The sequence below is a fragment of the Caballeronia sp. INML3B genome (assembly GCF_023631305.1).
GTDB classification, from domain to species: Bacteria; Pseudomonadota; Gammaproteobacteria; order Burkholderiales; family Burkholderiaceae; genus Caballeronia; species Caballeronia turbans.
Window position 1 is genome coordinate 94,148 of sequence record NZ_JALQDI010000008.1, and the last position, 21,543, is coordinate 115,690.

Sequence of the window (21,543 nt, forward strand, 5' to 3'; positions counted from 1 at the left end):
CGGCGGGCGTCTCGTCGCGCGCCGCGCGCACGGCATTGCTTGGGGAAAACGACATATTGAGCGCCTCTGAGTTAAACGATATTGTAATTCCGCGCCCACGGGCCTGCACGAGCGCGGCCCGGCCATCCGACCAGCATTCGACAGATTCGAGGACCCTGCCTATGACGTCGCCGCTTTACGGCCAGATGATGGAAGTACCGCTGCTCGCGTCGTCCCTGCTGTCCCATGCCTCGCGTCACTTCGGCGACAACGAAATCGTGTCGCGCCGCATCGAAGGCGACATCCACCGCTACACGTACCGCGATTGCGAGAAGCGCGCGAAGCAGCTTGCGCAGGCACTGACCGCGCTCGGCGTCGAACAGGGAGAGCGCATCGGCACGCTCGCATGGAACGGCTACAGACATCTGGAGTGCTACTACGGCGTGAGCGGCATGGGCGCCGTGTGCCACACGATCAATCCGCGTCTCTTTCCCGATCAGATCGCGTTCATCATCGATCACGCCGACGATTCATATGTCTGCTTCGACATGACCTTCGGCCCGCTCGTCGAGCTCATCGCGCCGCAATGTCCGAACGTGAAAGGCTGGATCGCGCTCGGCGATGCCGCGTGCATCGGCCAGCATCTATCGAACATGAGCGTGCCGGTGATGAGCTACGAGAGCCTCATCGGCGAGCATGACGGCGACTACGAATGGCCGGTGCTCGACGAGCGTCAGGCCTCGTTTCTCTGCTACACGTCGGGCACGACCGGCAATCCGAAGGGCGCGCTTTACTCGCATCGCTCGACAGTGTTGCATGCGTACGGCGCGGCGTTGCCCGATGCGATGGGCGCGTCATCGAGCGATTCGATTCTGCCCGTGGTGCCGATGTTCCATGTCAACGCGTGGGGCATTCCGCATGCGGGGCCGCTCGTCGGTGCAAAACTCGTGTTCCCGGGCAAGGACCTCGACGGCAAATCGCTCTACGAACTGATGGAAGCCGAAGGCGTCACGTATTCGGCGGGCGTGCCGACCGTCTGGATGGGCCTGCTCAACTACATGAAGCAGCAAAACCTGCGGTTTTCGACGTTGAAGCGCACGGTGATCGGCGGCTCCGCGTGTCCGCCCGCGATGCTGCGCATCTTCGAGGAAGAGTACGGCGTGCAGGTGATCCACGCGTGGGGCATGACGGAGATGTCGCCGCTCGGCACCTTGTCACGCCTGAGTTTCAAGCAGAAGCAGCGCCCGCTGGAGGAGCAGCGGCGTTCGCTGGAGAAACAGGGACACACGCTCTTCGGCGTCGACATGAAAGTGGTCGGCGACGACGGCCGCGAACTGCCGTGGGACGGCAAGTCCTTCGGCGATCTGTACGTGCGCGGGCCGTGGGTCATCGACCGCTATTTCCGTCGTGACGAGTCGCCGCTCGTCGACGGCTGGTTCCCGACAGGCGATGTCGCGACCATCGATCCGGACGGCTTCATGCAGATCACCGATCGCAGCAAGGACGTGATCAAGTCCGGCGGCGAATGGATCAGCTCGATCGATCTGGAAAACATCGCGGTGTCGCATCCGCAGGTGGCGGAGGCCGCGTGCATCGCGTGCGCGCATCCGAAGTGGACCGAGCGGCCGCTGATCGTGGCGGTCCTCAAGCCCGGCGCCACCGTCACGCGCGAGGAGCTGCTCGCGCATTTCGAGGGCAAGGTTGCTAAGTGGTGGATTCCGGACGATGTCGTGTTCGCCGAGGATCTGCCGCACACCGCGACGGGCAAGCTCCAGAAAGTGCGTCTGCGCGAGCAGTTTCGCGATTACGTGCTGCCGAACGCCGCAGAAAACTCCGTTTAGGCCGCCCGCGCGCATCAAAGCCCCGTCCGCTCTCGCGGTACCGGGGCTTTTCTGCATTAGCGCCTCGCAAAGCACACGTTCACCTTAATTGGACGATCGTGCTTTTTTGTGTATTCTGCAGGCATCAACCACAATTCATCCGGTATCCGTCGACAGGAGTCACCTTCATGGCAGTGGACTACACGATCCGCGGCGGCGTCGCCGTCATCACGCTCGACAATCCGCCGGTGAACGGCCTCGGACATTCGACGCGCCTTGGCATCGTCGAAGGCATCGAGCGCGCGAACGATGACGACGACGTGCGCGCCATCGTCATCATCGGCGCGGGCAAGGCATTTTCAGGCGGCGCGGACATCACCGAATTCAACACGCCGAAAGCCACGCAAGAGCCGACACTCATGACCGTGATCAAGGCGCTGGAAGCGAGCGCGAAGCCCGTGGTCGCGGCGATCCACGCGGTGGCGATGGGCGGCGGCCTCGAGCTCGCGCTCGGCGCGCACTACCGCATCGCCACGCCCGGCGCGCAAATCGCGCTGCCGGAAGTGAAGCTCGGCCTGCTGCCCGGCGCGGGCGGCACGCAGCGTCTGCCGCGCGTGGTCGGGCTGGAGACGGCGTTGAACATGATCGTGTCGGGCACACCGGTGCCGTCGGAACAACTCGCGCGAACCGCGCTCTTCGACGAGCTCGTCGAAGGCGAGCTGCTGGCGCGCGCGCTGTCGTTCGCGAGTCAGGCGGCGGACCGGGGCGGTCCGCATCCGAAAGTGCGCGACCGCAAGATCGAGCATCCGAACGCCGAAGGTTTCATTCAGTTCGCGAGGAACGGCGTTGCGGCGGCCGCGAAGCATTTCCCGGCGCCGCACAAGTGCATCGATGCGGTCGAAAGGGGCGTGAAGGAAGGTTTCGAGCGTGGCCTCGCCTTCGAACGCGAATGCTTTCTCGCGCTCGTTCAGACGCCCGAGAGCCGCGCGCTGCGGCATGCGTTCTTCGGCGAGCGCGCAGCCGCCAAGATCGCCGATGTGCCGTCGAATACGCCTGTCAGGGAAATCGCGCAAATCGGCGTGATCGGCGCGGGCACGATGGGCGGCGGCATCGCGATGAACTTCCTCAATGCGGGCCTGCCCGTCGTGCTGCTCGAAACGAAGCAGGACGCGATCGATCGCGGGCTCGCCACGATCCGTCGCAACTACGAAGCCCAAGTGAAAAAGGGCAAGCTCACGCAGGAGAAAGTCGAAGAGCGCATGGCGCTGATTCAGCCAACTTTGTCGTTCTCCGATCTGGCGCAGGCAGACCTGATCATCGAAGCCGTCTTCGAGGAGTTGAGCGTGAAGGAGCAGGTGTTCCGCCAGCTCGATGAAGTCGCCAAGCCCGGCGCGATCCTCGCATCGAACACATCGACGCTCGATCTGAACAAGATCGCCTCGTTCACCAAACGTCCCGGCGATGTCATCGGGATGCACTTCTTCAGCCCTGCGAACGTGATGAAGCTGCTCGAAGTCGTGCGCGGCGAGAAGACGGACAAGGACGTGCTCGCCACCGTCATGCAGCTCGCGAAGAAGATCAAAAAGACGGCGGTGGTGTCTGGCGTGTGCGACGGCTTCATCGGCAACCGGATGATCGAGCAGTACATCCGGCAAGCGCTTTTCATGCTGGAAGAAGGCGCGCTGCCCGCGCAGATCGATCGTGCGATAGAAAATTTCGGCTTTGCGATGGGCCCGTTTCGCATGAGCGATCTGGCGGGCAACGACATCGGCTGGGCGATCAGAAAGCGCCGCTATCGGGAGCAGCCGGATCTGCACTATTCGCGCGTCGCGGATCGACTGTGCGAAATGGGCCGCTTCGGGCAGAAGACCGGCGCGGGCTGGTACGACTATCAGCCGGGCAAGCGCGACGCGGCGCCATCGAAGCTCGTCGACGACATGATCGTTGCGTATTCGAAGGAACGTGGCGTCGAGCGACGCAAGTTCGGCGATGAAGAGATCGTCGAGCGGCTCGTGCTGTCGCTCGTGAACGAAGGCGCGAAGATTCTGGCGGAAGGCATCGCCGGCAAGGCGTCGGATATCGATATGGTCTATCTGACGGGCTACGGCTTTCCGCTCTGGCGCGGCGGGCCGATGCTCTATGCGGACACCATCGGCCTCTATAACGTCGAACGCGCGATGCGCAAGTACGCGAAGCAGACCAACGGCGATGCGTGGCAACCCGCCGCGCTCGTGACGGCGCTCGCGCAATCGAATGGCCACTTCAATGACTGAGATGAAACCCGTTGAAGATGTATTCCTCGTCGTCGACGTGCAGTACGACTTCATGCCGGGCGGCGCGCTTGCCGTCGCGCGCGGCGATGAAGTCGTGCCGATCGTCAATCGGCTTGCCCCCGCGTTCTCGCACGTTGTGCTGACGCAGGACTGGCATCCGCGCGCGCATGTGTCGTTCGCGGCGAATCACGCGGGCCGTCAACCGTTCGAGATGATGACGCTGCCTTACGGCGAACAGGTGTTGTGGCCGGTCCATTGCGTGCAGGACACGCAAGGCGCGGCGCTGCATCGCGATCTGCACGTGCCGCATGCCCGGCTCGTGATTCGCAAGGGACATCACGAGCATGTCGACAGCTACTCGGCGTTTCTCGAAGCGGACCGCGCGACGCCGACGGGCCTCGAAGGCTATCTGCGCAACGTCGGCGCGAAGCGCGTCTGGCTCGCGGGACTCGCGACCGACTATTGCGTCGCGTGGTCCGCGCTCGACGCGCGCGCGGCGGGCTTCGAGGTGATCGTGATCGAGGACGCGTGCCGCGCGATCGATCTCGAGGGCTCGCTCGACAAGGCATGGCAGGACATGCGCGACGCCGGCGTACAACGTGTGAAGTCGGCAGACATACTCAATTAAAGCAAGGGAGACGACATGACCGATGCAGTCATCGTATCGACGGCGCGCACCGCGCTCGCCAAATCATGGCGCGGCGCGCTCAACATGACTCACGGCGCGACGCTCGGCGGCCATGTGACGAAGGCCGTCGTCGAACGGGCGGGCATCGATCCGGCGCGCGTCGAAGACGTCATCATGGGCTGCGCGAATCCCGAAGGCGCGACGGGCATGAACATCGCGCGGCAGATCGCCCTGCGCGCGGGGCTGCCCGTCTTCGTGCCCGGCATGACGGTGAACCGTTTCTGCTCGTCGGGCTTGCAGACGATCGCGCTCGCCGCGCAGCGCGTGATCGCGGGCGAGGGCGATGTCTACGTCGCGGGCGGCGTCGAATCGATCTCGTGCGTGCAAAACGAAATGAACCGTCACATGCTGACCGATGGCTGGCTGAACCAGAACAAGCCCGAGATCTACTGGTCGATGCTGCAGACCGCCGAGAACGTCGCGAAGCGCTACGAGATATCGAAGGCGCGGCAGGACGAATACGGCGTGCGTTCGCAGCAGCGCGCGGCGGCGGCACAAGCCGCTGGCAGATTCGACGATGAAATCGTGCCGATCACCGTGCTCGCCGGCATCGCCGACAAGGCCACGGGGCGCATGTTCACGAAGGAAGTGACGCTCGCCGCCGACGAAGGCATCCGCGCCGACACGACGCTCCAAGGCGTGTCTGACATCCGGACCGCGCTGCCGGGCGGCGTCATCACCGCGGGCAACGCGAGCCAGTTTTCGGACGGCGCATCGGCGTGCGTCGTGATGAACGCGACGCTCGCCGAGAAGGAGGGGCTTGTCCCGCTCGGCATCTTCCGCGGTTTCGCGGTCGCGGGCTGCGAGCCGGACGAGATGGGTATCGGTCCGGTCTTCGCGGTGCCGAAGCTGCTGAAACGCGCGGGCTTGTCCGTCGACGATATCGGCCTGTGGGAGTTGAACGAAGCGTTCGCCGTGCAGGTGCTCTATTGCCGCGACAAGCTGGGCATTCCGGACGACCGTCTGAACGTGAACGGCGGCGCGATCGCGCTCGGGCATCCGTATGGCGTCTCGGGCGCGCGTCTGACGGGACACGCGCTCATCGAAGGCAAGCGGCGCGGCGCGAGGTTCGTCGTGGTCACGATGTGCATTGGCGGCGGACAGGGCGCGGCGGGGCTGTTCGAAATCGTGTGACGGTTGCGCGTCCTTCGCCGCATGGCGATTTTTGCTACGCTTCAGGTCTCGTTCGACAACAGGAGCCGCCGTGCTACGTCACATCGTCATGTGGAAGCTGAAGGAAAATGCCGAGGGCGCGAGCCGCGCCGAGAACGCCGAAAAACTGAAGGCGAAGCTCGAAACCTGCCGCAGCATCGTCAAGGGGCAAGGACATTTCGAAGTCGGCACCGCGCAGCCGGGTTTCGATTGCACGTACGACGTCGTGCTCGTCTCGGACTTCGACGACAAGGCCGCGCTCGAAGCCTATCAGGTTCATCCGAAGCATCAGGCGTTGAAGGACTTCGTCGCGGCGATCCGCGAAGACCGGCAGTGCGTCGACTACGAAGTGTGAGCGCGATGTCCTCTTCCGAACCATCCGCCGGCAACGTCTCGATCGAAAGCCCCTTCATCGACGCCCTCGGCGTGCAGCTCGTCAAGGCCGCCGACGGCGAGAGCGAAGTGCGCATGCCGCTTCAGGAAGCGCACATGAACACCTGGGGCATCGCGCACGGCGGCGTCACGATGACCCTGCTCGACGCATCGCTTGCGCTAGCCGCGCGCAGCGTCGCGGGCGACGGCATCGGGGTCGTCACCGTCGAGATGAAAGTCAACTTCATGCAGCCCGGCCGCGGCGAACTGCGCGGCTATGGCCGCGTGCTGCATCGCTCGACGACGATGGCCTATTGCGAAGGCGAGATCCGCGACAGCGAGGGCCACTTCGTCGCGAAGGCGCTCGGCACGTTCAAGTACATGAAGCGGCTCGCGGTCGGACGCGACATCGTCAGGCAGAAGATGCGATCCGATCCGAAGGCGACGCCCGGTCCGAGCGACGCCTGAGTCGTCAAAAAAATACGAAGGAGAATCCGCATGGCAGATGCACAAATCAACCGCCAGATCCTGCTCGTGTCGCGTCCGCAAGGCGAGGCGTCGGTGTCGAACTTCAAGCTGGTCGAAACGCCGCTCGCGCCGCTGCAGGACGGCGAGGTGCGCGTGCGCAATCACTATCTGTCGCTCGATCCGTACATGCGCGGCCGCATGGACGATGCGAAATCGTATGCCGCGCCGCAGCCGCTCAACGAAGTGATGATCGGCGGCACCGTAGGCGTCGTGAGCGAATCGCGCAATCCGGCGTTCGCGGTGGGCGATAGCGTCGTCGGCGTGCTCGGCTGGCAGGAATACGGCACGTCCGATGGCCGCGGCCTGAACAAGGTCGATGCGTCGCGTGTGCCGCTGTCCGCGTATCTCGGCGCGGTCGGCATGCCGGGCGTCACGGCGTGGTACGGGCTCAATCGCATCATCGAGCCGAAGGCGGGCGAGACGGTCGTCGTCTCCGCGGCGAGCGGGGCGGTGGGCAGCGTCGTCGGGCAACTGGCGAAGGCGGCGGGATGCCGGGCGGTGGGCATCGCGGGCGGCGCGGAAAAGTGTCGCTATGTCGTCGAGACGCTCGGCTTCGATGCGTGCGTCGACTACAAGGCGGGCAGGCTCTACGAGGATCTGAAGGCCGCGACGCCGAATGGCGTGGATGGCTACTTCGAAAACGTCGGCGGCGAAACGCTCAACGCCGTGCTCGCGCGCATGAACGCGTTCGGGCGCGTCGCCGTGTGCGGAATGATCTCCGGTTATGACGGCAAGCCCATGCCGATGAACGCGCCCAGACTCATCCTCACCCAGCGGCTCAAGCTGCAGGGCTTCATCGTCTACGAACATCTGGATGTCTGGCCGCAAGCGCTGAAGGAGCTCGCCGAGCGCGTCGCGACGAAAAAGCTGCATTTTCGCGAGAGCATCGCCGAAGGGCTGGAGAATGCGCCCGAGGCGTTCCTCGGCCTCTTGCGCGGAAAGAACTTCGGCAAGCAACTCGTGAAGCTCGTCTGATCGCGAAGGAACGCACGTGGATCGTTTCGAAGGCAAGGTCGCCGTCATCACCGGCGCGGGCAGCGGATTCGGGCGCGAGTTCGCGAAGGAGGGCGCGGCGCTCGGCATGAAGCTCGTGCTCGCCGATCTCGACGCCGCCGCGCTCGCCGCGACCGTCGACGCGGTGCGCGCGCAAGGCGGCGACGCGATCGGCGTCACGACGGACGTATCGGACGCCGCTCAGGTCGAAGCGCTCGCGCGCGCATCGCTCGATGCGTACGGCGGCGTGCATCTGCTCTTCAACAACGCGGGCGTCGGCGCGGGCGGCTTCGTGTGGGAGAACAGCCCGAACGACTGGCAGTGGGTCTTCGGCGTGAACGTGATGGGCGTCGCGAACGGGCTGCGCGCGTTCGTGCCGATCATGCTCGAACAGAACGAGCCGGCGCATATCGTCAACACGGCGTCCGTGGCGGGCCTGCTCGCCGCGCCCGCGATGGGCGTCTACAACGCATCGAAGCACGCGGTCGTCGCGCTGACCGAGACGCTGCATCACGACTTGCGGCTCGCGGGCGCGTCGCTGATCGGTGTGTCGCTCCTGTGTCCCGCGTTCGTGCCGACCGGCATTGCCCGGGCCGAACGCTCGCGGCCCGAGGCGCTCGCCAACGAAACGCCTCTTACGGCATCGCAAAAGCTCGCGGCGCGGCAGCTCACGAGGGCGGTGGAAGGCGGCAAGCTGTCCGCGCGCGACGTCGCCCGGCTGACGTTCGATGCGGTGCGCGAAGGGCGCTTCTATGTCATCACGCATCCGAACATCATGCCGTCGGTGCGACTGCGCCTCGACGACATCGCGCAACTGCGCAACCCGACCGACCCGATGTCGCTGAAACGACCGCGCTGATGCCGCGCGGTTCGTGGCATCATCGTGCCCCTTTGACGCTCATACCGCCGATGCCGCTCAATCCGAAGATCGCGCAAATCCTGGAGATGGTCGCGCGCGCGAATCGACCGCCTTATCACACACTCACGCCGCAACAGGCGCGCGCCGCCTACGCGATGAGCGCGCAGATCCTCGACATCGCGCCGCTGCCGATGTTCAGCGTCGAAGATCTGCTCATTCCCGTGCGCGATGGCGAAACGATCGGTGTGCGCATCTATCATCCGGTCGAGCCGGGCTGGGCCGAGCCCGTCGCGGGGCTCATGTATCTGCATGGCGGCGGGTTCACGGTCGGCAGCGTGTCGACGCATGACGCGCTGTGCCGCAAGCTCGCGCACGACGCGGGCTGCGCGGTGGTATCGGTCGATTACCGGCTCGCGCCGGAGCACAAGTTTCCCGTCGCGGTGAACGACGCCTTCGACGCGCTGCAATGGCTCGCCCGCGAAGCGCCGACGCTCGGCATCGATCCCGCGCGGCTCGCCGTCGGCGGCGACAGCGCGGGCGGCACGCTCGCAATCGTGTGCGCGGTGCTCGCGCGCGATGCCGGCATTGATTTGCGGCTGCAATTGCTGATTTATCCGGGCACGAGTGCGTGGCAAAAGAGCGCCTCGCATGCGCGGTTCGCCGATGGCTATCTGCTTTCCGGCGAGACGATCCAGTGGTTTTTTGCGCAATATCTGCGCGACGACCGCGACCGCGACGACTGGCGCTTCGCGCCGCTCGATGCGGCGGGCGGCGTGCCCGACTTCACGGGCGTCGCGCCCGCCTGGATCGCGGCGGCGGATCACGATCCGCTGTACGACGAGGACATCGCATTTGCCGCCACGCTCGAAAAGGCTGGCGTGCCGGTCACGCTCACGCGCCATGAAGGCATGATTCACGAGTTCTTCAAGATGGGCGGATTCGTGCCGGAAGTCGCCGAGGCGCACGCGCACGCGGTGAGGGCGTTGCGGGCGGCGTTCGAGTGATGCGCTCAGCCTTCGATCTCGAACGCAAACGCCCGCTCGAACGCCCCCGGCCGCACGATCCGATGCGAGCCGTCATCGTCGCTCCGTTCCTTGATTTCCAGCGATAACCCGCGCGTCGACAGGTTCACGCGCAAAGCCGTCGTGCTGCGCGTCGCGTAATCGGGCGTTTCGATGAACGCCGCCGACAGCACGCGCTCCCGCTCGATCGAAATGCCCGTCGACGGCAAATGCTCGTCGTTCGCGATGCGCGGATCGCGCAATGTGCCGATGAGCACGTCGAGCGACGGGCGTTCATCGGCGTGAATCAGCTCGCACAGCGCCTCGCGCTGCGCGACGAGCTTGGGCCACGGCGTGTTCAACAGACTGTTGGACAAGCCGTGCACGCCTGCGTCGAGCAACGAAGGCGGTGCATCGGCGCGATTGCCGTACCAGCCGAGCTCGCGTCGCGTGAAATCACCGCACAGCAGGTTGAAGCCGTTATATCGATGACCTTCGCGCGCCACGTGCTGCAAATAGTCGAGCGGCGCCACACGCTCGCCCGTGAGAAACGCGCTCACGAGCGTGCCGCGCGTCGGCGCGTTCGGCTTCATGTCGTCCGGCGCGCGATAGTTCGTCAGCGCCGCAAAACGGCCGTCGCGCGAGACGCCGAGCCACGTTCCTCCGCCCGTCAGATCGCGACCCGCGAGGACACCGGGCGCATCGTTCCACCAGTGCATCGGCTCGGCGTCGCGGCGCAGGAATTCGTCGCGGTTGGCCGAGAGCGTCAGCAAGGCGCGGCTGTTTTCCTGCGAAGCCGCCGGCTGCCAGTCGAAGACGATCAGACACATGCGGGCGCAACCTCAGGCGTCGGCGGGAAAAGCGTAGGGCAGCGGCACGAAACCGAGCGTGGGGCCATCGGCCGCGCCGACGTGCACCGAGCCGTTTTCGAGCGCGGCGAGCTTGATCTCGACGAGACAATCCACGCCGCCTTTTTCGCCAGGCGCCACGTTGACGACGAGCCCGCACGGCTGGCCGGGATCGTCGGAATGGAAGAGTTCGGCGCCGGGCAGGACGGCATCGGTGCGCGTGTCGACGTGGGCGAGCGCCGTGCGACGCTTGATCGTGCCGCGATACTGGCTGCGCGCGACGATCTCCTGTCCCGGATAGCAGCCTTTCTTGAAGTTCACCGCGCCGAGCACGTCGAAGTTCACCATTTGCGGGACGAACTGCTCGACCGTCGCGTGCGTGATGCGCGGCTCGCCCGCGTGGATGTCGAGCCAGTCCCACATCTGCTCGGGCACGCGTGTCAGTTTTTCGTCGAGCTTCGCGACTTGCGCCTCGACATCGGCCTTCGCTCCGACCCACAGAAAGCGCGGCCGATGCGCGGCATCCGGCACCCGGATCAGCGAGCCGTGCGGGCCTTCGACCTTCACGTGCACACCGTCGGGCAGCGCATCGAAAATGCCGGAGAGCGCCGCGCGCACGTCGCCCGCGAAGGCGATCGCCCCCACTTCGGATGTCGCGTCGGTGAGCTTCGCCTTCGAGCGCAGCACGAACATCGACAGGCGTTTCTGCACGGCGGCCTGCACGTCCCGCGCGATCAGGAGGCGCACCGCATCGGCCGTGCGCCACATCAGGAACGAGCCGAGCAGGCGACCCTTCGGCGAGCAGTAGCCGGCGAGGCGCGCGGTCGACGCATCGAGATGCTGGACATCGTTCGTGATCTGGTTATGCAGGAACGAGGCGGCGTCCTCGCCCTTGACGTCGATCACGCCGAACTGGGTGAGCGGCATGTACGCGCCGGCGGTCCTGACGGCTTCGAAGTCTGAGGGGGCGAGGGCGATGGTCTGGGAATTCATGAGCGGGCGGGCTGTCAATCCTATCGTTTGGGCGCAAGCCGCAGAAAGCGGCTCTGACGCAGGCGGCAAGTTATTATATTGGTCTTATCTCAAGCGTGTTTCGCATGTCCCTTTTCAAGAAATGCGTCGTGGCGGCGGTGTTCGTCGCGATGCTCGCGGCGGCCGTCGCGGGCGGCCTGTACTGGTGGGCCAACCGGCCCCTGACCCTGCCGACGCCCGAACTCGACGTCACCATCAAGCCCCACAGCAGCCTGCGCAGCGTGAGCGCCCAGTTGAACCGTGGCGGCGTGCCCGTCGAACCCGAATTGTTCGTGCTGATGACGCGCGTGCTCGGGCTGTCCGCGCAGTTGAAGTCAGGCAATTACGCGTTCAAGAGCGGCATCACGCCTTACGAGGTGCTGGAGAAGATCGCGCGCGGCGACGTGAACGAATATGTCGCCACCGTCATCGAAGGATGGACGCTGCAAAAGATGCGCGGCGAGCTCGACAGCAACCCCGCGCTCACGCACGACACGGCGGGCATGACCGACACCGACCTGCTGCGGGCGATCGGCGCGACCGAAGTCGACAAGGCATCGGCCGAAGGTCTGTTCTTCCCTGACACCTATCTCTTCGACAAGGGCACGAGCGATCTCGCCGTCTACAAGCGCGCGTATCGGCTGATGCAGGCGCGCCTCACCGAAGCGTGGAACACGCGCGCGCAGAATCTGCCTTACAAGACGCCTTATGAGGCGCTCATCATGGCGTCGATCGTCGAAAAGGAGACGGGACGCGCCTCGGACCGGCCGCTCGTCGCGGCGGTGTTCGCGAACCGGTTGCGTATCGGCATGCCGCTGCAGACCGACCCGAGCGTGATCTACGGCCTCGGCCCCGCCTACGGCGGCAAACTCAAGAAAAAAGACCTGCAGACGGACACTCCGTACAATACCTACACGCGCATGGGCCTGCCGCCGACGCCGATCGCGCTGCCCGGCGTGGCCGCATTGAATGCCACGCTCAATCCCGCCGCGAGCAACGCGCTGTATTTCGTGTCGCGCGGCGACGGCAGCAGCATCTTTTCCGACAATCTGGGCGACCACAACAAGGCCGTCGACAAATACATCCGGGGTCAATGAATGGCGCGCGGCAAGTTCATTACGTTCGAAGGCATCGACGGCGCGGGCAAGACCACGCATCTGGACTGGTTCCGCCAGCGCCTCGAAGCGAAACTGGAGCCGGGGGGACATCGTGTGGCGATGACGCGGGAACCGGGCGGCACGCCGCTCGGCGAAACGCTGCGCGGCATCCTGCTGAATCAGCCGATGGATCTCGAAACCGAAGCGCTGCTGATGTTCGCCGCGCGCCGCGAACATCTGGCGCAGGTGATCGAGCCGGCACTTTCGCGCGGCGACTGGGTGTTGTCGGACCGTTTCACGGACGCGACTTTCGCGTATCAGGGCGGCGGACGCGGCCTGCCGCGGGACAAGCTGGAAGCGCTGGAGCGCTGGGTGCAGGGTGGTTTTCAGCCCGACCTGACCGTGCTTTTCGATGTGCCGACCGACACCGCGAGCCAGCGCCGCTCGGCGGCCCGGGCGCCGGACAAGTTCGAGAGCGAATCGGAGGCGTTTTTCGAGCGCACGCGCAACGAGTATCTGCGCCGCGCGGAGGAATCGCCGCAGCGATTTTTCATCGTCGATTCGACCCGGTCCATCGACGATATTCGGAAAGAACTTCAAGAATTGCTTGCAAGCCTCTGATTTGATATAGAAACATACTGATGATCTACCCTTGGCAAACCGACGACTGGCAGCGTCTCCAGCAATTGCGCGCGCACTGGCCGCATGCGCTGTTGCTTCACGGAGAAGCGGGTATCGGCAAGCTCCGGTTCGCGCAGCATCTCGCGCAGGGACTGCTTTGCGAGACGCCCGCGGCAAATGGCGAGCCGTGTGGCGCTTGCCCGGCATGTCTGTGGTTTTCGCAAGGCAATCATCCCGACTACCGGGCGGTGCTGCCTGAAGCGCTTGCAGGCCTCGCTGCCGGCAACGGCGACGCAGCGGAAGCATCCGCCGACAAAGCCGATGGCGACGAAGGCAAGAAGACCCGCACGCCGAGCAAGGAAATCAAGATCGAGCAGGTGCGCGCGCTGCTGGACTTTTGCGGTGTCGGCTCCCATCGGGGCGGCATGCGCGTCGTGGTGCTGTATCCGGCCGAAGCGCTCAACGTCGCGGCGGCGAATGCGTTGCTGAAGACGCTCGAAGAGCCGCCATCGGGCGTGGTGTTTCTGATGGTGTCGGCGCGCGTGGACCGGCTGCTGCCGACCATCATCAGCCGATGCCGTCAATGGCCGATGAGCGTGCCGCCGCAAAACGAGGCGAGCGCGTGGCTCGCGTCGCAGGGCGTGGACAACCCGGCGGAACTGCTCGCGCAGGCAGGCGGCGCGCCGCTTGCCGCGCTCGCGCTGGCCAACGACGAAAACCACGCGTTGCGCGATTTCACACTCGCACAACTTGCCGCCGGCCCGAATTGCGACGCCTTCGCCTGCGGAGAAAACCTCCAGAAGCTGCCGGTGCCGCTCGTGCTCGGCTGGCTGCAACGCTGGCTGTACGATCTGCTTGCCGAGCGCACGGCGCGCCGGCCGCGCTATTTTCCCGGCGCGGCGAAAGCGCTCGCGCGTTGCGCGCAAAGCGCCGATCCCGCCGCGCTCGCGCGCTACATGAAGACCGTCACGCGGCAGCGCGCGGTGGAAAATCACCCGCTCAATGCGCGCCTCGTGTTCGAGGAGCTGTTCATCGGCTACCGCGCGATCTATACGGCCTGAGCGCAGCACCTGCATTAAGGAGCACCGGATGTTCGTCGATTCACATTGCCACATCAACTTCGAAGGACTCGCCGACCGTCTGCCCGACGTGCTCGACAAGATGCGCGCGCACGCGGTGACGCATGCGCTGTGCGTATCGGTCGATCTGGAAACGCTGCCTTCGGTCCTCGAAATCGCCGAAAAGCACGACAACGTGTACGCGTCCGTCGGCGTGCATCCGGATCACGAGGAGGCGAAGGAGCCGAGCGTCGCGGAACTCGTCGAACTGGCCGCGCACCCGAAGGTTTGCGCGATCGGCGAGACCGGGCTCGACTACTATCGTCTGGAAGGGCGCAGCATCGCCGACATGGAATGGCAGCGCGAGCGTTTTCGCACGCATATCCGGGCCGCGCACAAGACGGGCAAGGCGCTCATCATCCACACGCGCTCGTCGTCGGATGACACGCTGCGGATCATGGAGGAAGAGCGCGCCGGCGTGCCGGGCGGCGTGATGCATTGCTTCACGGAACCGTGGGAGATCGCGGAACGGGCGCTCGCACAGAACTTCCACATTTCGCTGTCCGGCATCGTCACGTTCAAGAACGCGAAGGATGTGCAGGACGTTGCGCGCCGCGTGCCGCTCGAGCGCCTGCTCATCGAGACCGATTCCCCATATCTCGCGCCGGTGCCGTATCGCGGCAAGCCGAACGAACCTGCGTACGTGAGTTATGTCGGACGTTTCATCGCGCAGTTGCGCGAGCAGCCGGAAGAAGCCATCGCGCAGGCAACCACCGACAACTTCTTCCGGCTCTTCAAGATCGCGCGGCCAGCCTGAGGGCGGCCGGGCGGCCGCGCGAACAACCTGTTTCAAGGCAATCCGAAGGTCACTTATGAACAATTCCCCGATGGTTTCCACCCAGTCCGTGGCGAGCGCGCCAAACGTTTCCCGTGCACCCGATTCACATCACGCACGCAATCCGCGAAAAAGCGCGGCCGTGCGCGGCCTCGTCGCCGGTGCGCTCCTCGCAGCGTGCGCAATTGCGCAGCCGGTCTGGGCCGCATCCGTGGACTCGCTCATCAAGGCGGTCAAGTTCGACGACGTATCCGCCGTCAAGAAGCAGCTCGCGCAGGGCGCGGACCCGAATACGGTCGACAACACGGGCACGCCGATCATCGTGATCGCCGCGCGCGAGAAGTCCGACAAGGTCGGCCAGCTGCTCGCCGACAACCCGAAGACGGATCTGGAAAAGCTCGACCCGGCCGGCGAAAACGCGATGATGCTCGCCGCGCTCAACGGCGACGCGACCTTCGTGAACCTGCTGATCGCAAAGGATGCCGAAGTGAACAAGAAGGGCTGGACGCCTTTGCACTACGCAGCGACCAACGGCCATGACGACATCGTGAAGATACTGGTCGACCATTCCGCCTATATTGACGCCGGTTCGCCGAATGGCACGACGCCGCTCATGATGGCCGCGCGCGGCGGTCATCTTTCGACCTGCAAGCTGCTGCTCGACGAAGGCGCGGATCTGCGCGTGAAGAACCAGCTCGGCCTGACGGCGGTCGACTTCGCCCGCAAGTACAACGAGAAGGACGTCGCCGAAGGCCTGCAGGCGCGTCTGGATTCGATGCCGCAAGGCGGCGGCGCTCCGCAAAGCGGCTCAAACGGTGCAAAATAACGCAGCGCGACAGTCAAGCTCCGGGGCAGGCGCGGCCAGGCGCGGCCGCGCATCGCCCCGAACCGGTTGCCCCATTCAAGCCGCCGCTCACCATAAAAGGAAGACCATGCTGCGGGAATTCGTCCTCGCCTGTGCTCTCGCGACGCCCGTCTGCGCGTTTGCGTTTACCGGCAACGATCTGAACAAGCTCTGCACCAAAACGGATCCCAACTCGCGGACTGCCTGCGCGGCCTATATCGAAGGCGCGGCGGACGGCATCTACAACACGATCGAGGCGATCGGCGGAACCTCCGGGCCGCAGATCGGCCAGTACTTCTGCCTGCCGGCGGACGTGAAGCCGCAGCAGCTTACGGACGCGGTGCGCAAGTACATCGCCAATAATCCCGACAAGGCCGATTTCAACGCGACCACGATGGTCTCGCTCGGCCTCGGCAAGGCGTTCCCTTGCAAAGCGGAGCGCTGAACGTCTTTTGACGCCAGGACGCCAGCGCGCGTCCCGGCGTCGTGCTTGCCGGCGCGACATGCGCCACGGCCGCGCCCGGGCGGCCACCGCGGCTGCATTTCGCGGCATCCCGCATCCGTGCGATGCGACCGCCGTATCCACCTCGCTGCTTCCACTTTCACGAGGCCGATCCCGCGACGCTCATGCTCTCATTCGATCACTTCCTGAACCTCGCAGAACGGCCGCTCGGCACGTGGCCCGGCGCCCTCGTCGTGGCCGCCATCGCGGTGGCGGTCGCGGTGGGCGTGCATCGGATCGGCGCGCGCATCCTCACGCGCATCGCGCGGCCGTATCCGCTGATGAGCGTCGTTCTGCGCTACGTCGACACGCCCGCGCTCGTCCTGCTCATCATCCTCGGAATCGGTTTCATGATCTTCGAGGCGCCCGATACGCTGCCGTTCATCGGCGTGCTGCGCGATGTCGAAACCGTCGCGCTGATCGGCGCGCTCACGTTCCTCGCGGCGCGCTCGGCAGGCGCGGTGGGCGAGGCGATCGTGCAGGCGCATCCGCTCGACACCGACGACAATCTCAACGCCCGCCGCATCCACACGCAGGCGCGCGTGCTCGCGCGCTCGGTGATGGTGGTGATCGTGATCATCGGCTTCGGCGCGGCGCTGATGGCGTTTCCGAGCGTAAGGCAGATCGGCGCGAGCCTGCTCGCGTCGGCGGGCGTTGCCGGTCTCGTCGCCGGTATCGCGGCGCGGCCGGTGCTCGGCAACCTGATCGCGGGATTGCAGATCGCGCTGTCGCAGCCGATTCGCCTCGACGATGTCGTCGTGATTCAGGGCGAATGGGGGCGCGTCGAGGAGATCACCGGCACGTACGTGTCGATTCGCATCTGGGACCAGCGACGCCTCATCGTGCCGTTACAGTGGTTCATCGAGAATCCGTTCACGAACTGGACGCGCAACAGCTCGCAGATCATCGGCACGGTGTTTTTGTTCGTCGATTACCGGATGCCGATCGCGCCGCTGCGCGAGGAACTGGAGCGCATCCTCGCACACGCGCCGGAATGGGACGGCCGCGTGCAGGTGCTGCAAGTCACCGACGCCACGGACCGCGCGATGCAGCTTCGCGTGCTCGTCAGTTCCTTCGATTCGGCACTCAACTGGGACTTGCGCTGCCGCGTGCGCGAAGGGCTCGTGAACTTCGTGCAGGCCGCGTATCCGCAGTATCTGCCGCGCGCGCGCGCGGATTTGTCGACAGACCGGGAACATCACGTCGACTTCGCGCCGCCGCTCGATCGCGCGGCCACGACGCATGTCGGCAGCACGGCAAACACGCCCGCCGATCCGGTCGCGAGCCGCGGTGAGCCGACCGGCCCGGACCCTCGCGCGCATTCGTCGGCGTCCACCGCGCCGGCGCCTGCCGGAAAGCACTGACGGCATCGACAGGAAACCCGCACCGCATTCTCCAGTCGAAAATTTCGGGTTTATCCTGAACAAGAAAATCTCGAAGAGGACAAGGAAAGCATATGAGCCGTCTCGTCGTCGTATCCAACCGGGTCGCCACGCCGACCGAAACCAAGGGCTCCGCAGGCGGCCTCGCCGTCGGCGTCTTCGGCGCGCTGAAGGACAGTGGCGGCGTCTGGTTCGGCTGGAGCGGGGACGTGGTGAGCGAAACCGTCGCCAATCAGGGGCCGAAACTCGAACAGGACGGCGCGGTGACCTTCGCGACCGTCGGCCTGCCGAAGAAGGACTACGACCAGTATTACCGCGGCTTCTCCAACGCGATGCTGTGGCCGGTCTTTCACTATCGCAACGATCTCGCCGTCTACGACCGCGATGAATACGCCGGTTACCGGCGCGTGAACGCGTGGCTCGCGCACAAGCTCATCAAGCTGCTCGAGCCCGACGACATCATCTGGGTTCACGACTATCACCTGATCCCGTTCGCCGAGGCGCTGCGCTCGGCGGGCATCACCAATCGCACCGGCTTCTTCCTGCATATCCCGTTTCCGTCGCCGCAGATTTTCCTGAACATTCCGCCGCACGAGGAACTGGTCAAGTCCCTGTGCTGCTATGACGTGGTCGGCTTTCAGACCGAGCGGGACCGCGTCGCGTTTCACGACTACATCATCCGGCATGCGCACGGCACCGCGACGCCCGACGGCCACGTCGAAGCGTTCGGCAGGAAGCTCAGGACGAACGTGTATCGCATCGGCGTTTTTCCGGACGAAATCGCCGAACAGGCCGAACGCGGCGAAGCGCGCCAGGACGTGATGGATCTGAAGCAGAGCCTCGAAGGCCGCAAGCTCATCATGAGCGTCGACCGGCTCGATTACTCGAAAGGGCTCGTCGAGCGTTTCCGCGCGTTCGAGCATTTTCTGGAGAAGTCGCCCGAGTGGCGCGGCAACGTCACGCTCGTGCAGATCGCGCCGCCGACGCGCTCGGACGTCGAAACGTATCAGCAGATCCGGCAGAACCTGGAGTACGAAGCGGGGCGTATCAACGGGCGCTATTCAGGCCTCGACTACACGCCGATACGCTATCTCAACCAGCGTTACGACCGATGGAAACTGATGTCGCTCTTTCGCGAATCGCAGATCGGGCTCGTCACGCCGCTGCGCGACGGCATGAATCTCGTCGCGAAGGAATACATCGCCGCGCAAAATCCGGACGATCCCGGCGTGCTCGTGCTCTCGCAGTTCGCCGGCGCCGCTGACGAAATGACCGGCGCGGTGATGGTCAATCCACACGACATCGTCGGCATGAGCGAGGCGATCGGGCGCGCGCTCGCGATGCCGCTCGCCGAGCGCAAGCAGCGCTACGAAACCAACATGACCGCGTTGCGCAAGCACGATCTGGGCGTGTGGCGCGACGACTTTCTCGCGGATCTGCGCGGCGACCCCAAAGCGTAACCGTCGCGCGAAACGGATGTTTCGCCCCTGTAACAGAGCGATGAAAGTGCAAGAGACGCCACGGGCGGTCGGCATCGCGCTCAATATGGTGTGCATCGCGCAGGCGACTGCCGGCGCGTGACAGGCACGGGCGGACAACGCGAGACGGAATTACGCGTAAGGGCAAACCTTGTTGGCCGACCTTTCGGCGCGCTGTCATACTCGATGCGCGCCGGGCCGGTACGACGTCCGTGCTGCACGCCGATATCCGCATGGAGACGACAACGATGAGAATTGCCCAGATTGCTCCGCTGACCGAGTCGGTGCCGCCGAAATTGTATGGCGGAACCGAGCGCGTCGTGTCGTACCTCACCGAGGCGCTCGTCGAGCTCGGTCATGACGTCACGCTTTTCGCCACCGGCGATTCGCAGACCAGCGCCAACCTGGAACCCGTCTGGCCGCGTGCGTTGCGGCTCGATCCGGCGATCCGCGACCGCATCGCGCCTCACATGCTGCTGATGGAGCTCGTGCGCCGCCGCGCCGAAGAGTTCGACGTCCTGCACTTCCACATGGACTATTACTCGTTCTCGCTCTTCAAGCGCCAGGACACGCCGTTCGTGACGACCATGCACGGCCGTCTCGATCTTCCCGAGCAGCAGCCGGTGTTCGATACGTTCAATACGGCGCCGGTGATTTCCATTTCCGATGCGCAGCGTCATCCGCTGCCGCAGGCGAAGTGGATCAGCACGGTCTATCACGGCCTGCCGGAGACGCTCTATACGCCGCAGCCGGTGGAGCAGAAGTACCTGGCGTTCCTCGGACGCATCTCGCCGGAAAAGCGTGTCGATACGGCCATTCGCATCGCGGGCCGCTGCGGTTTGCCGATCAAGATCGCCGCCAAGGTCGATTTCGCCGATCACGAGTATTTCGAGCGCGAAATCGCACCGCTTCTCAAGTTGCCGTATGTCGAGTACGTCGGCGAGATCAACGACAGTCAGAAGGCCGAATTTCTGTCGGGCGCCCATGCGCTCCTGTTCCCGATCGACTGGCCGGAGCCCTTCGGGCTCGTGATGATCGAAGCGATGGCGTGCGGCACGCCTGTCATCGCGTTCAATCGAGGCTCGGTGCCGGAAGTGCTGGATGAAGGCGTGTCGGGGTTCATCGTGGAGGATGAAATCGGCGCGGTGGCTGCGGTGAATCGCCTGCACACCTTGTCGCGCGAGCGCGTGCGCGCGCGCTTCGAGGAGCGCTTCACGTCGCATCGCATGGCCCGGCAGTATCTCGAGGCATATCAGGCCGTCGTGCGCGCGCAAAAGCGTGCGCGCTTCAAGGTGATCGACCGCGCGACGAGCCCCTGATCGTTCGAAAAGACGTAAAAAAAACCGCCGTGTGGTGCGACCCGAAGGTCGCGCCAGAGGGCGGTTTTGCATTCGCCGCGAGGAAGGCGGCGCGCGCTCAGTATTTGATGCGCGAAATCTTGGTGCCTTGCAGCGAGACATCGGCCATCAGGCCGGCGTTGGTCAGGACGATCACCTCGACAGGCTTCGTGGCCGTGGTCGTGTCGATCGCGCCGTTCGCGCCCATCTTCACCAGCGCCACCGATGCATCCGCACCCGCCGACCAGCCGTCGGAATTGCGGAATTTGTCGAGTGCGTCCTGCGTCATGAACAGGAAGATCAGCGCCTTCGATTGCGCGCCCGCCTGCAGTCCGAAAGAGCCGGAAGTCGTGCTGTAATAGCCGACGCTGCTGCCGCCGACACGCAGCGCACCCTTGCCGTATTGCGCGCCGACGATGAAGCCGGCCTGAAGCACTGACGGGAACACCAGCACGCCGCGCGCTTTCGCCACCAGTTCGCGCGAGCCGTTCACCGTGGCGTAGAGACGCTGGATGGTGCTGTCGACGTCGGCGTCGATGGAGCGCCGGTCATCGGCAGCGCCCGCAGCCGCTTCACTGCCGGTGTTCTTGTTTGTCGTACAGCCGGCAAGCGCGAGGCCTCCCAGCGCCAGAACGGCCGTCGACTTGAGCATGAAGTTTCGTCTTTGCATCATTGTTCTCCATCGTGGAATTTAGGAAACCCCATAGAGCGGGAGGGTGAGGCACGCCAAGTTATAGCACAGCAACCTGAAAAACGAGCCCCGATCCATGCGCCCAAAGCCTTGTCACGCTTGCGTTTCAGGCTCCGCAACATTCGGGGCAAACGATCCAGCCTAGCTTACTCCGAATCCGGCCCCATAACCGCC

At 64.8% G+C, this 21,543-nt stretch carries 21 protein-coding genes; 18 read left to right on the forward strand and 3 right to left on the reverse strand.

Features of this window, described 5'->3' with window-relative positions:
- Positions 1 to 161 precede the first annotated feature (161 nt).
- From NCS58_RS07450 to NCS58_RS07490, 9 genes are all read left to right on the forward strand, one after another.
- Entirely contained in the window at positions 162 to 1,820 is a 1,659-nt protein-coding gene (locus tag NCS58_RS07450) for a 3-(methylthio)propionyl-CoA ligase (protein WP_061117360.1), read from the forward strand.
- 167 nt (positions 1,821 to 1,987) lie between these two features.
- On the forward strand, positions 1,988 to 4,072 hold the full coding sequence (locus tag NCS58_RS07455; protein WP_250476624.1) for a 3-hydroxyacyl-CoA dehydrogenase NAD-binding domain-containing protein: 2,085 nt from the start codon (positions 1,988 to 1,990) through the stop codon (positions 4,070 to 4,072).
- Complete coding sequence (gene pncA, locus NCS58_RS07460) at positions 4,065 to 4,700, forward strand: bifunctional nicotinamidase/pyrazinamidase (RefSeq protein ID WP_409219260.1); 636 nt, start codon at positions 4,065 to 4,067, stop codon at positions 4,698 to 4,700. The genes NCS58_RS07455 and pncA overlap by 8 nt, the downstream gene beginning before the upstream one ends.
- Before the next feature lie 15 nt (positions 4,701 to 4,715).
- Entirely contained in the window at positions 4,716 to 5,894 is a 1,179-nt protein-coding gene (locus NCS58_RS07465) for an acetyl-CoA C-acyltransferase (RefSeq protein ID WP_250538192.1), read from the forward strand.
- A 70-nt stretch (positions 5,895 to 5,964) separates the two neighbouring features.
- Positions 5,965 to 6,267 carry a Dabb family protein gene (locus NCS58_RS07470; RefSeq protein WP_061117356.1) on the forward strand — a complete coding sequence of 101 codons (303 nt, stop codon included), beginning with the start codon at positions 5,965 to 5,967 and terminating at the stop codon, positions 6,265 to 6,267.
- 5 nt (positions 6,268 to 6,272) lie between these two features.
- Positions 6,273 to 6,752, forward strand: a complete 480-nt coding sequence (locus tag NCS58_RS07475; protein ID WP_061117355.1) for a PaaI family thioesterase — start codon at positions 6,273 to 6,275, stop codon at positions 6,750 to 6,752.
- Between the two features lie 30 nt (positions 6,753 to 6,782).
- Positions 6,783 to 7,787, forward strand: a complete 1,005-nt coding sequence (locus NCS58_RS07480; protein WP_061117354.1) for an NADP-dependent oxidoreductase — start codon at positions 6,783 to 6,785, stop codon at positions 7,785 to 7,787.
- 16 nt (positions 7,788 to 7,803) lie between these two features.
- Complete coding sequence (locus tag NCS58_RS07485) at positions 7,804 to 8,664, forward strand: SDR family oxidoreductase (RefSeq protein WP_250476628.1); 861 nt, start codon at positions 7,804 to 7,806, stop codon at positions 8,662 to 8,664.
- Positions 8,665 to 8,714: 50 nt separating this feature from the next.
- Complete coding sequence (locus NCS58_RS07490; RefSeq protein WP_250476650.1) at positions 8,715 to 9,668, forward strand: alpha/beta hydrolase; 954 nt, start codon at positions 8,715 to 8,717, stop codon at positions 9,666 to 9,668.
- A 5-nt stretch (positions 9,669 to 9,673) separates the two neighbouring features.
- On the opposite strand, the gene NCS58_RS07495 is transcribed toward NCS58_RS07490, so the two are convergent.
- Both NCS58_RS07495 and NCS58_RS07500 read right to left on the reverse strand, forming a co-directional pair.
- Positions 9,674 to 10,495, reverse strand: a complete 822-nt coding sequence (locus NCS58_RS07495; RefSeq protein WP_250538193.1) for an NRDE family protein — start codon at positions 10,493 to 10,495, stop codon at positions 9,674 to 9,676.
- A gap of 12 nt (positions 10,496 to 10,507) precedes the next feature.
- Positions 10,508 to 11,506, reverse strand: a complete 999-nt coding sequence (locus NCS58_RS07500; protein ID WP_250476629.1) for a folate-binding protein YgfZ — start codon at positions 11,504 to 11,506, stop codon at positions 10,508 to 10,510.
- 104 nt (positions 11,507 to 11,610) lie between these two features.
- Between NCS58_RS07500 and mltG the strand changes: the two genes are divergently transcribed.
- The 9 genes from mltG to NCS58_RS07545 all read left to right on the forward strand — a co-directional run bounded on the left by mltG (position 11,611) and on the right by NCS58_RS07545 (position 20,660).
- Positions 11,611 to 12,621, forward strand: a complete 1,011-nt coding sequence (gene mltG, locus NCS58_RS07505) for an endolytic transglycosylase MltG (protein ID WP_250538194.1) — start codon at positions 11,611 to 11,613, stop codon at positions 12,619 to 12,621.
- Positions 12,622 to 13,242, forward strand: coding sequence for a dTMP kinase (tmk, locus tag NCS58_RS07510; protein WP_250476630.1), 621 nt, complete (start codon positions 12,622 to 12,624; stop codon positions 13,240 to 13,242).
- Positions 13,243 to 13,262: 20 nt separating this feature from the next.
- Positions 13,263 to 14,303 (forward strand): DNA polymerase III subunit delta', encoded by a 1,041-nt coding sequence (locus NCS58_RS07515; protein WP_250476631.1) that lies wholly within the window; start codon positions 13,263 to 13,265, stop codon positions 14,301 to 14,303.
- Positions 14,304 to 14,331: 28 nt separating this feature from the next.
- A complete protein-coding gene (locus NCS58_RS07520) occupies positions 14,332 to 15,117 on the forward strand; it encodes a TatD family hydrolase (RefSeq protein WP_250476632.1) in 786 nt (261 codons plus the stop codon).
- Between the two features lie 55 nt (positions 15,118 to 15,172).
- The gene (locus tag NCS58_RS07525; protein WP_086960872.1) at positions 15,173 to 15,961 is read left to right on the forward strand and encodes an ankyrin repeat domain-containing protein; all 789 of its coding nucleotides are present in this window, start codon (positions 15,173 to 15,175) and stop codon (positions 15,959 to 15,961) included.
- Positions 15,962 to 16,067: 106 nt separating this feature from the next.
- On the forward strand, positions 16,068 to 16,424 hold the full coding sequence (locus tag NCS58_RS07530; protein WP_061117345.1) for a Rap1a/Tai family immunity protein: 357 nt from the start codon (positions 16,068 to 16,070) through the stop codon (positions 16,422 to 16,424).
- 182 nt (positions 16,425 to 16,606) lie between these two features.
- On the forward strand, positions 16,607 to 17,845 hold the full coding sequence (locus NCS58_RS07535) for a mechanosensitive ion channel family protein (protein WP_061117344.1): 1,239 nt from the start codon (positions 16,607 to 16,609) through the stop codon (positions 17,843 to 17,845).
- Positions 17,846 to 17,937: 92 nt separating this feature from the next.
- On the forward strand, positions 17,938 to 19,323 hold the full coding sequence (gene otsA, locus NCS58_RS07540) for an alpha,alpha-trehalose-phosphate synthase (UDP-forming) (protein WP_250476633.1): 1,386 nt from the start codon (positions 17,938 to 17,940) through the stop codon (positions 19,321 to 19,323).
- 266 nt (positions 19,324 to 19,589) lie between these two features.
- Positions 19,590 to 20,660, forward strand: a complete 1,071-nt coding sequence (locus NCS58_RS07545; RefSeq protein ID WP_061117612.1) for a glycosyltransferase family 4 protein — start codon at positions 19,590 to 19,592, stop codon at positions 20,658 to 20,660.
- A gap of 97 nt (positions 20,661 to 20,757) precedes the next feature.
- Here NCS58_RS07545 and NCS58_RS07550 read toward each other — a convergent pair whose 3' ends face one another.
- Positions 20,758 to 21,348, reverse strand: a complete 591-nt coding sequence (locus tag NCS58_RS07550; RefSeq protein WP_061117611.1) for a YSC84-related protein — start codon at positions 21,346 to 21,348, stop codon at positions 20,758 to 20,760.
- Positions 21,349 to 21,543: the final 195 nt, after the last annotated feature.

Excerpts from the sequence above, each read along its gene's own strand:
- otsA (WP_250476633.1), top strand. The coding sequence starts at position 17,938 with ATGAGCCGTCTCGTCGTCGTATCCAACCGGGTCGCCACGCCGACCGAA.
- pncA (WP_409219260.1), top strand. The coding sequence starts at position 4,065 with ATGACTGAGATGAAACCCGTTGAAGATGTATTCCTCGTCGTCGACGTG.
- NCS58_RS07515 (WP_250476631.1), top strand. The coding sequence starts at position 13,263 with ATGATCTACCCTTGGCAAACCGACGACTGGCAGCGTCTCCAGCAATTG.
- NCS58_RS07545 (WP_061117612.1), top strand. The coding sequence starts at position 19,590 with ATGAGAATTGCCCAGATTGCTCCGCTGACCGAGTCGGTGCCGCCGAAA.
- NCS58_RS07550 (WP_061117611.1), bottom strand. The coding sequence starts at position 21,348 with ATGCAAAGACGAAACTTCATGCTCAAGTCGACGGCCGTTCTGGCGCTG.
- NCS58_RS07520 (WP_250476632.1), top strand. The coding sequence starts at position 14,332 with ATGTTCGTCGATTCACATTGCCACATCAACTTCGAAGGACTCGCCGAC.
- NCS58_RS07465 (WP_250538192.1), top strand. The coding sequence starts at position 4,716 with ATGACCGATGCAGTCATCGTATCGACGGCGCGCACCGCGCTCGCCAAA.
- NCS58_RS07450 (WP_061117360.1), top strand. The coding sequence starts at position 162 with ATGACGTCGCCGCTTTACGGCCAGATGATGGAAGTACCGCTGCTCGCG.
- tmk (WP_250476630.1), top strand. The coding sequence starts at position 12,622 with ATGGCGCGCGGCAAGTTCATTACGTTCGAAGGCATCGACGGCGCGGGC.
- NCS58_RS07525 (WP_086960872.1), top strand. The coding sequence starts at position 15,173 with ATGAACAATTCCCCGATGGTTTCCACCCAGTCCGTGGCGAGCGCGCCA.
- NCS58_RS07480 (WP_061117354.1), top strand. The coding sequence starts at position 6,783 with ATGGCAGATGCACAAATCAACCGCCAGATCCTGCTCGTGTCGCGTCCG.
- NCS58_RS07495 (WP_250538193.1), bottom strand. The coding sequence starts at position 10,495 with ATGTGTCTGATCGTCTTCGACTGGCAGCCGGCGGCTTCGCAGGAAAAC.
- NCS58_RS07500 (WP_250476629.1), bottom strand. The coding sequence starts at position 11,506 with ATGAATTCCCAGACCATCGCCCTCGCCCCCTCAGACTTCGAAGCCGTC.
- NCS58_RS07535 (WP_061117344.1), top strand. The coding sequence starts at position 16,607 with ATGCTCTCATTCGATCACTTCCTGAACCTCGCAGAACGGCCGCTCGGC.
- NCS58_RS07490 (WP_250476650.1), top strand. The coding sequence starts at position 8,715 with ATGCCGCTCAATCCGAAGATCGCGCAAATCCTGGAGATGGTCGCGCGC.
- NCS58_RS07475 (WP_061117355.1), top strand. The coding sequence starts at position 6,273 with ATGTCCTCTTCCGAACCATCCGCCGGCAACGTCTCGATCGAAAGCCCC.
- mltG (WP_250538194.1), top strand. The coding sequence starts at position 11,611 with ATGTCCCTTTTCAAGAAATGCGTCGTGGCGGCGGTGTTCGTCGCGATG.
- NCS58_RS07455 (WP_250476624.1), top strand. The coding sequence starts at position 1,988 with ATGGCAGTGGACTACACGATCCGCGGCGGCGTCGCCGTCATCACGCTC.
- NCS58_RS07530 (WP_061117345.1), top strand. The coding sequence starts at position 16,068 with ATGCTGCGGGAATTCGTCCTCGCCTGTGCTCTCGCGACGCCCGTCTGC.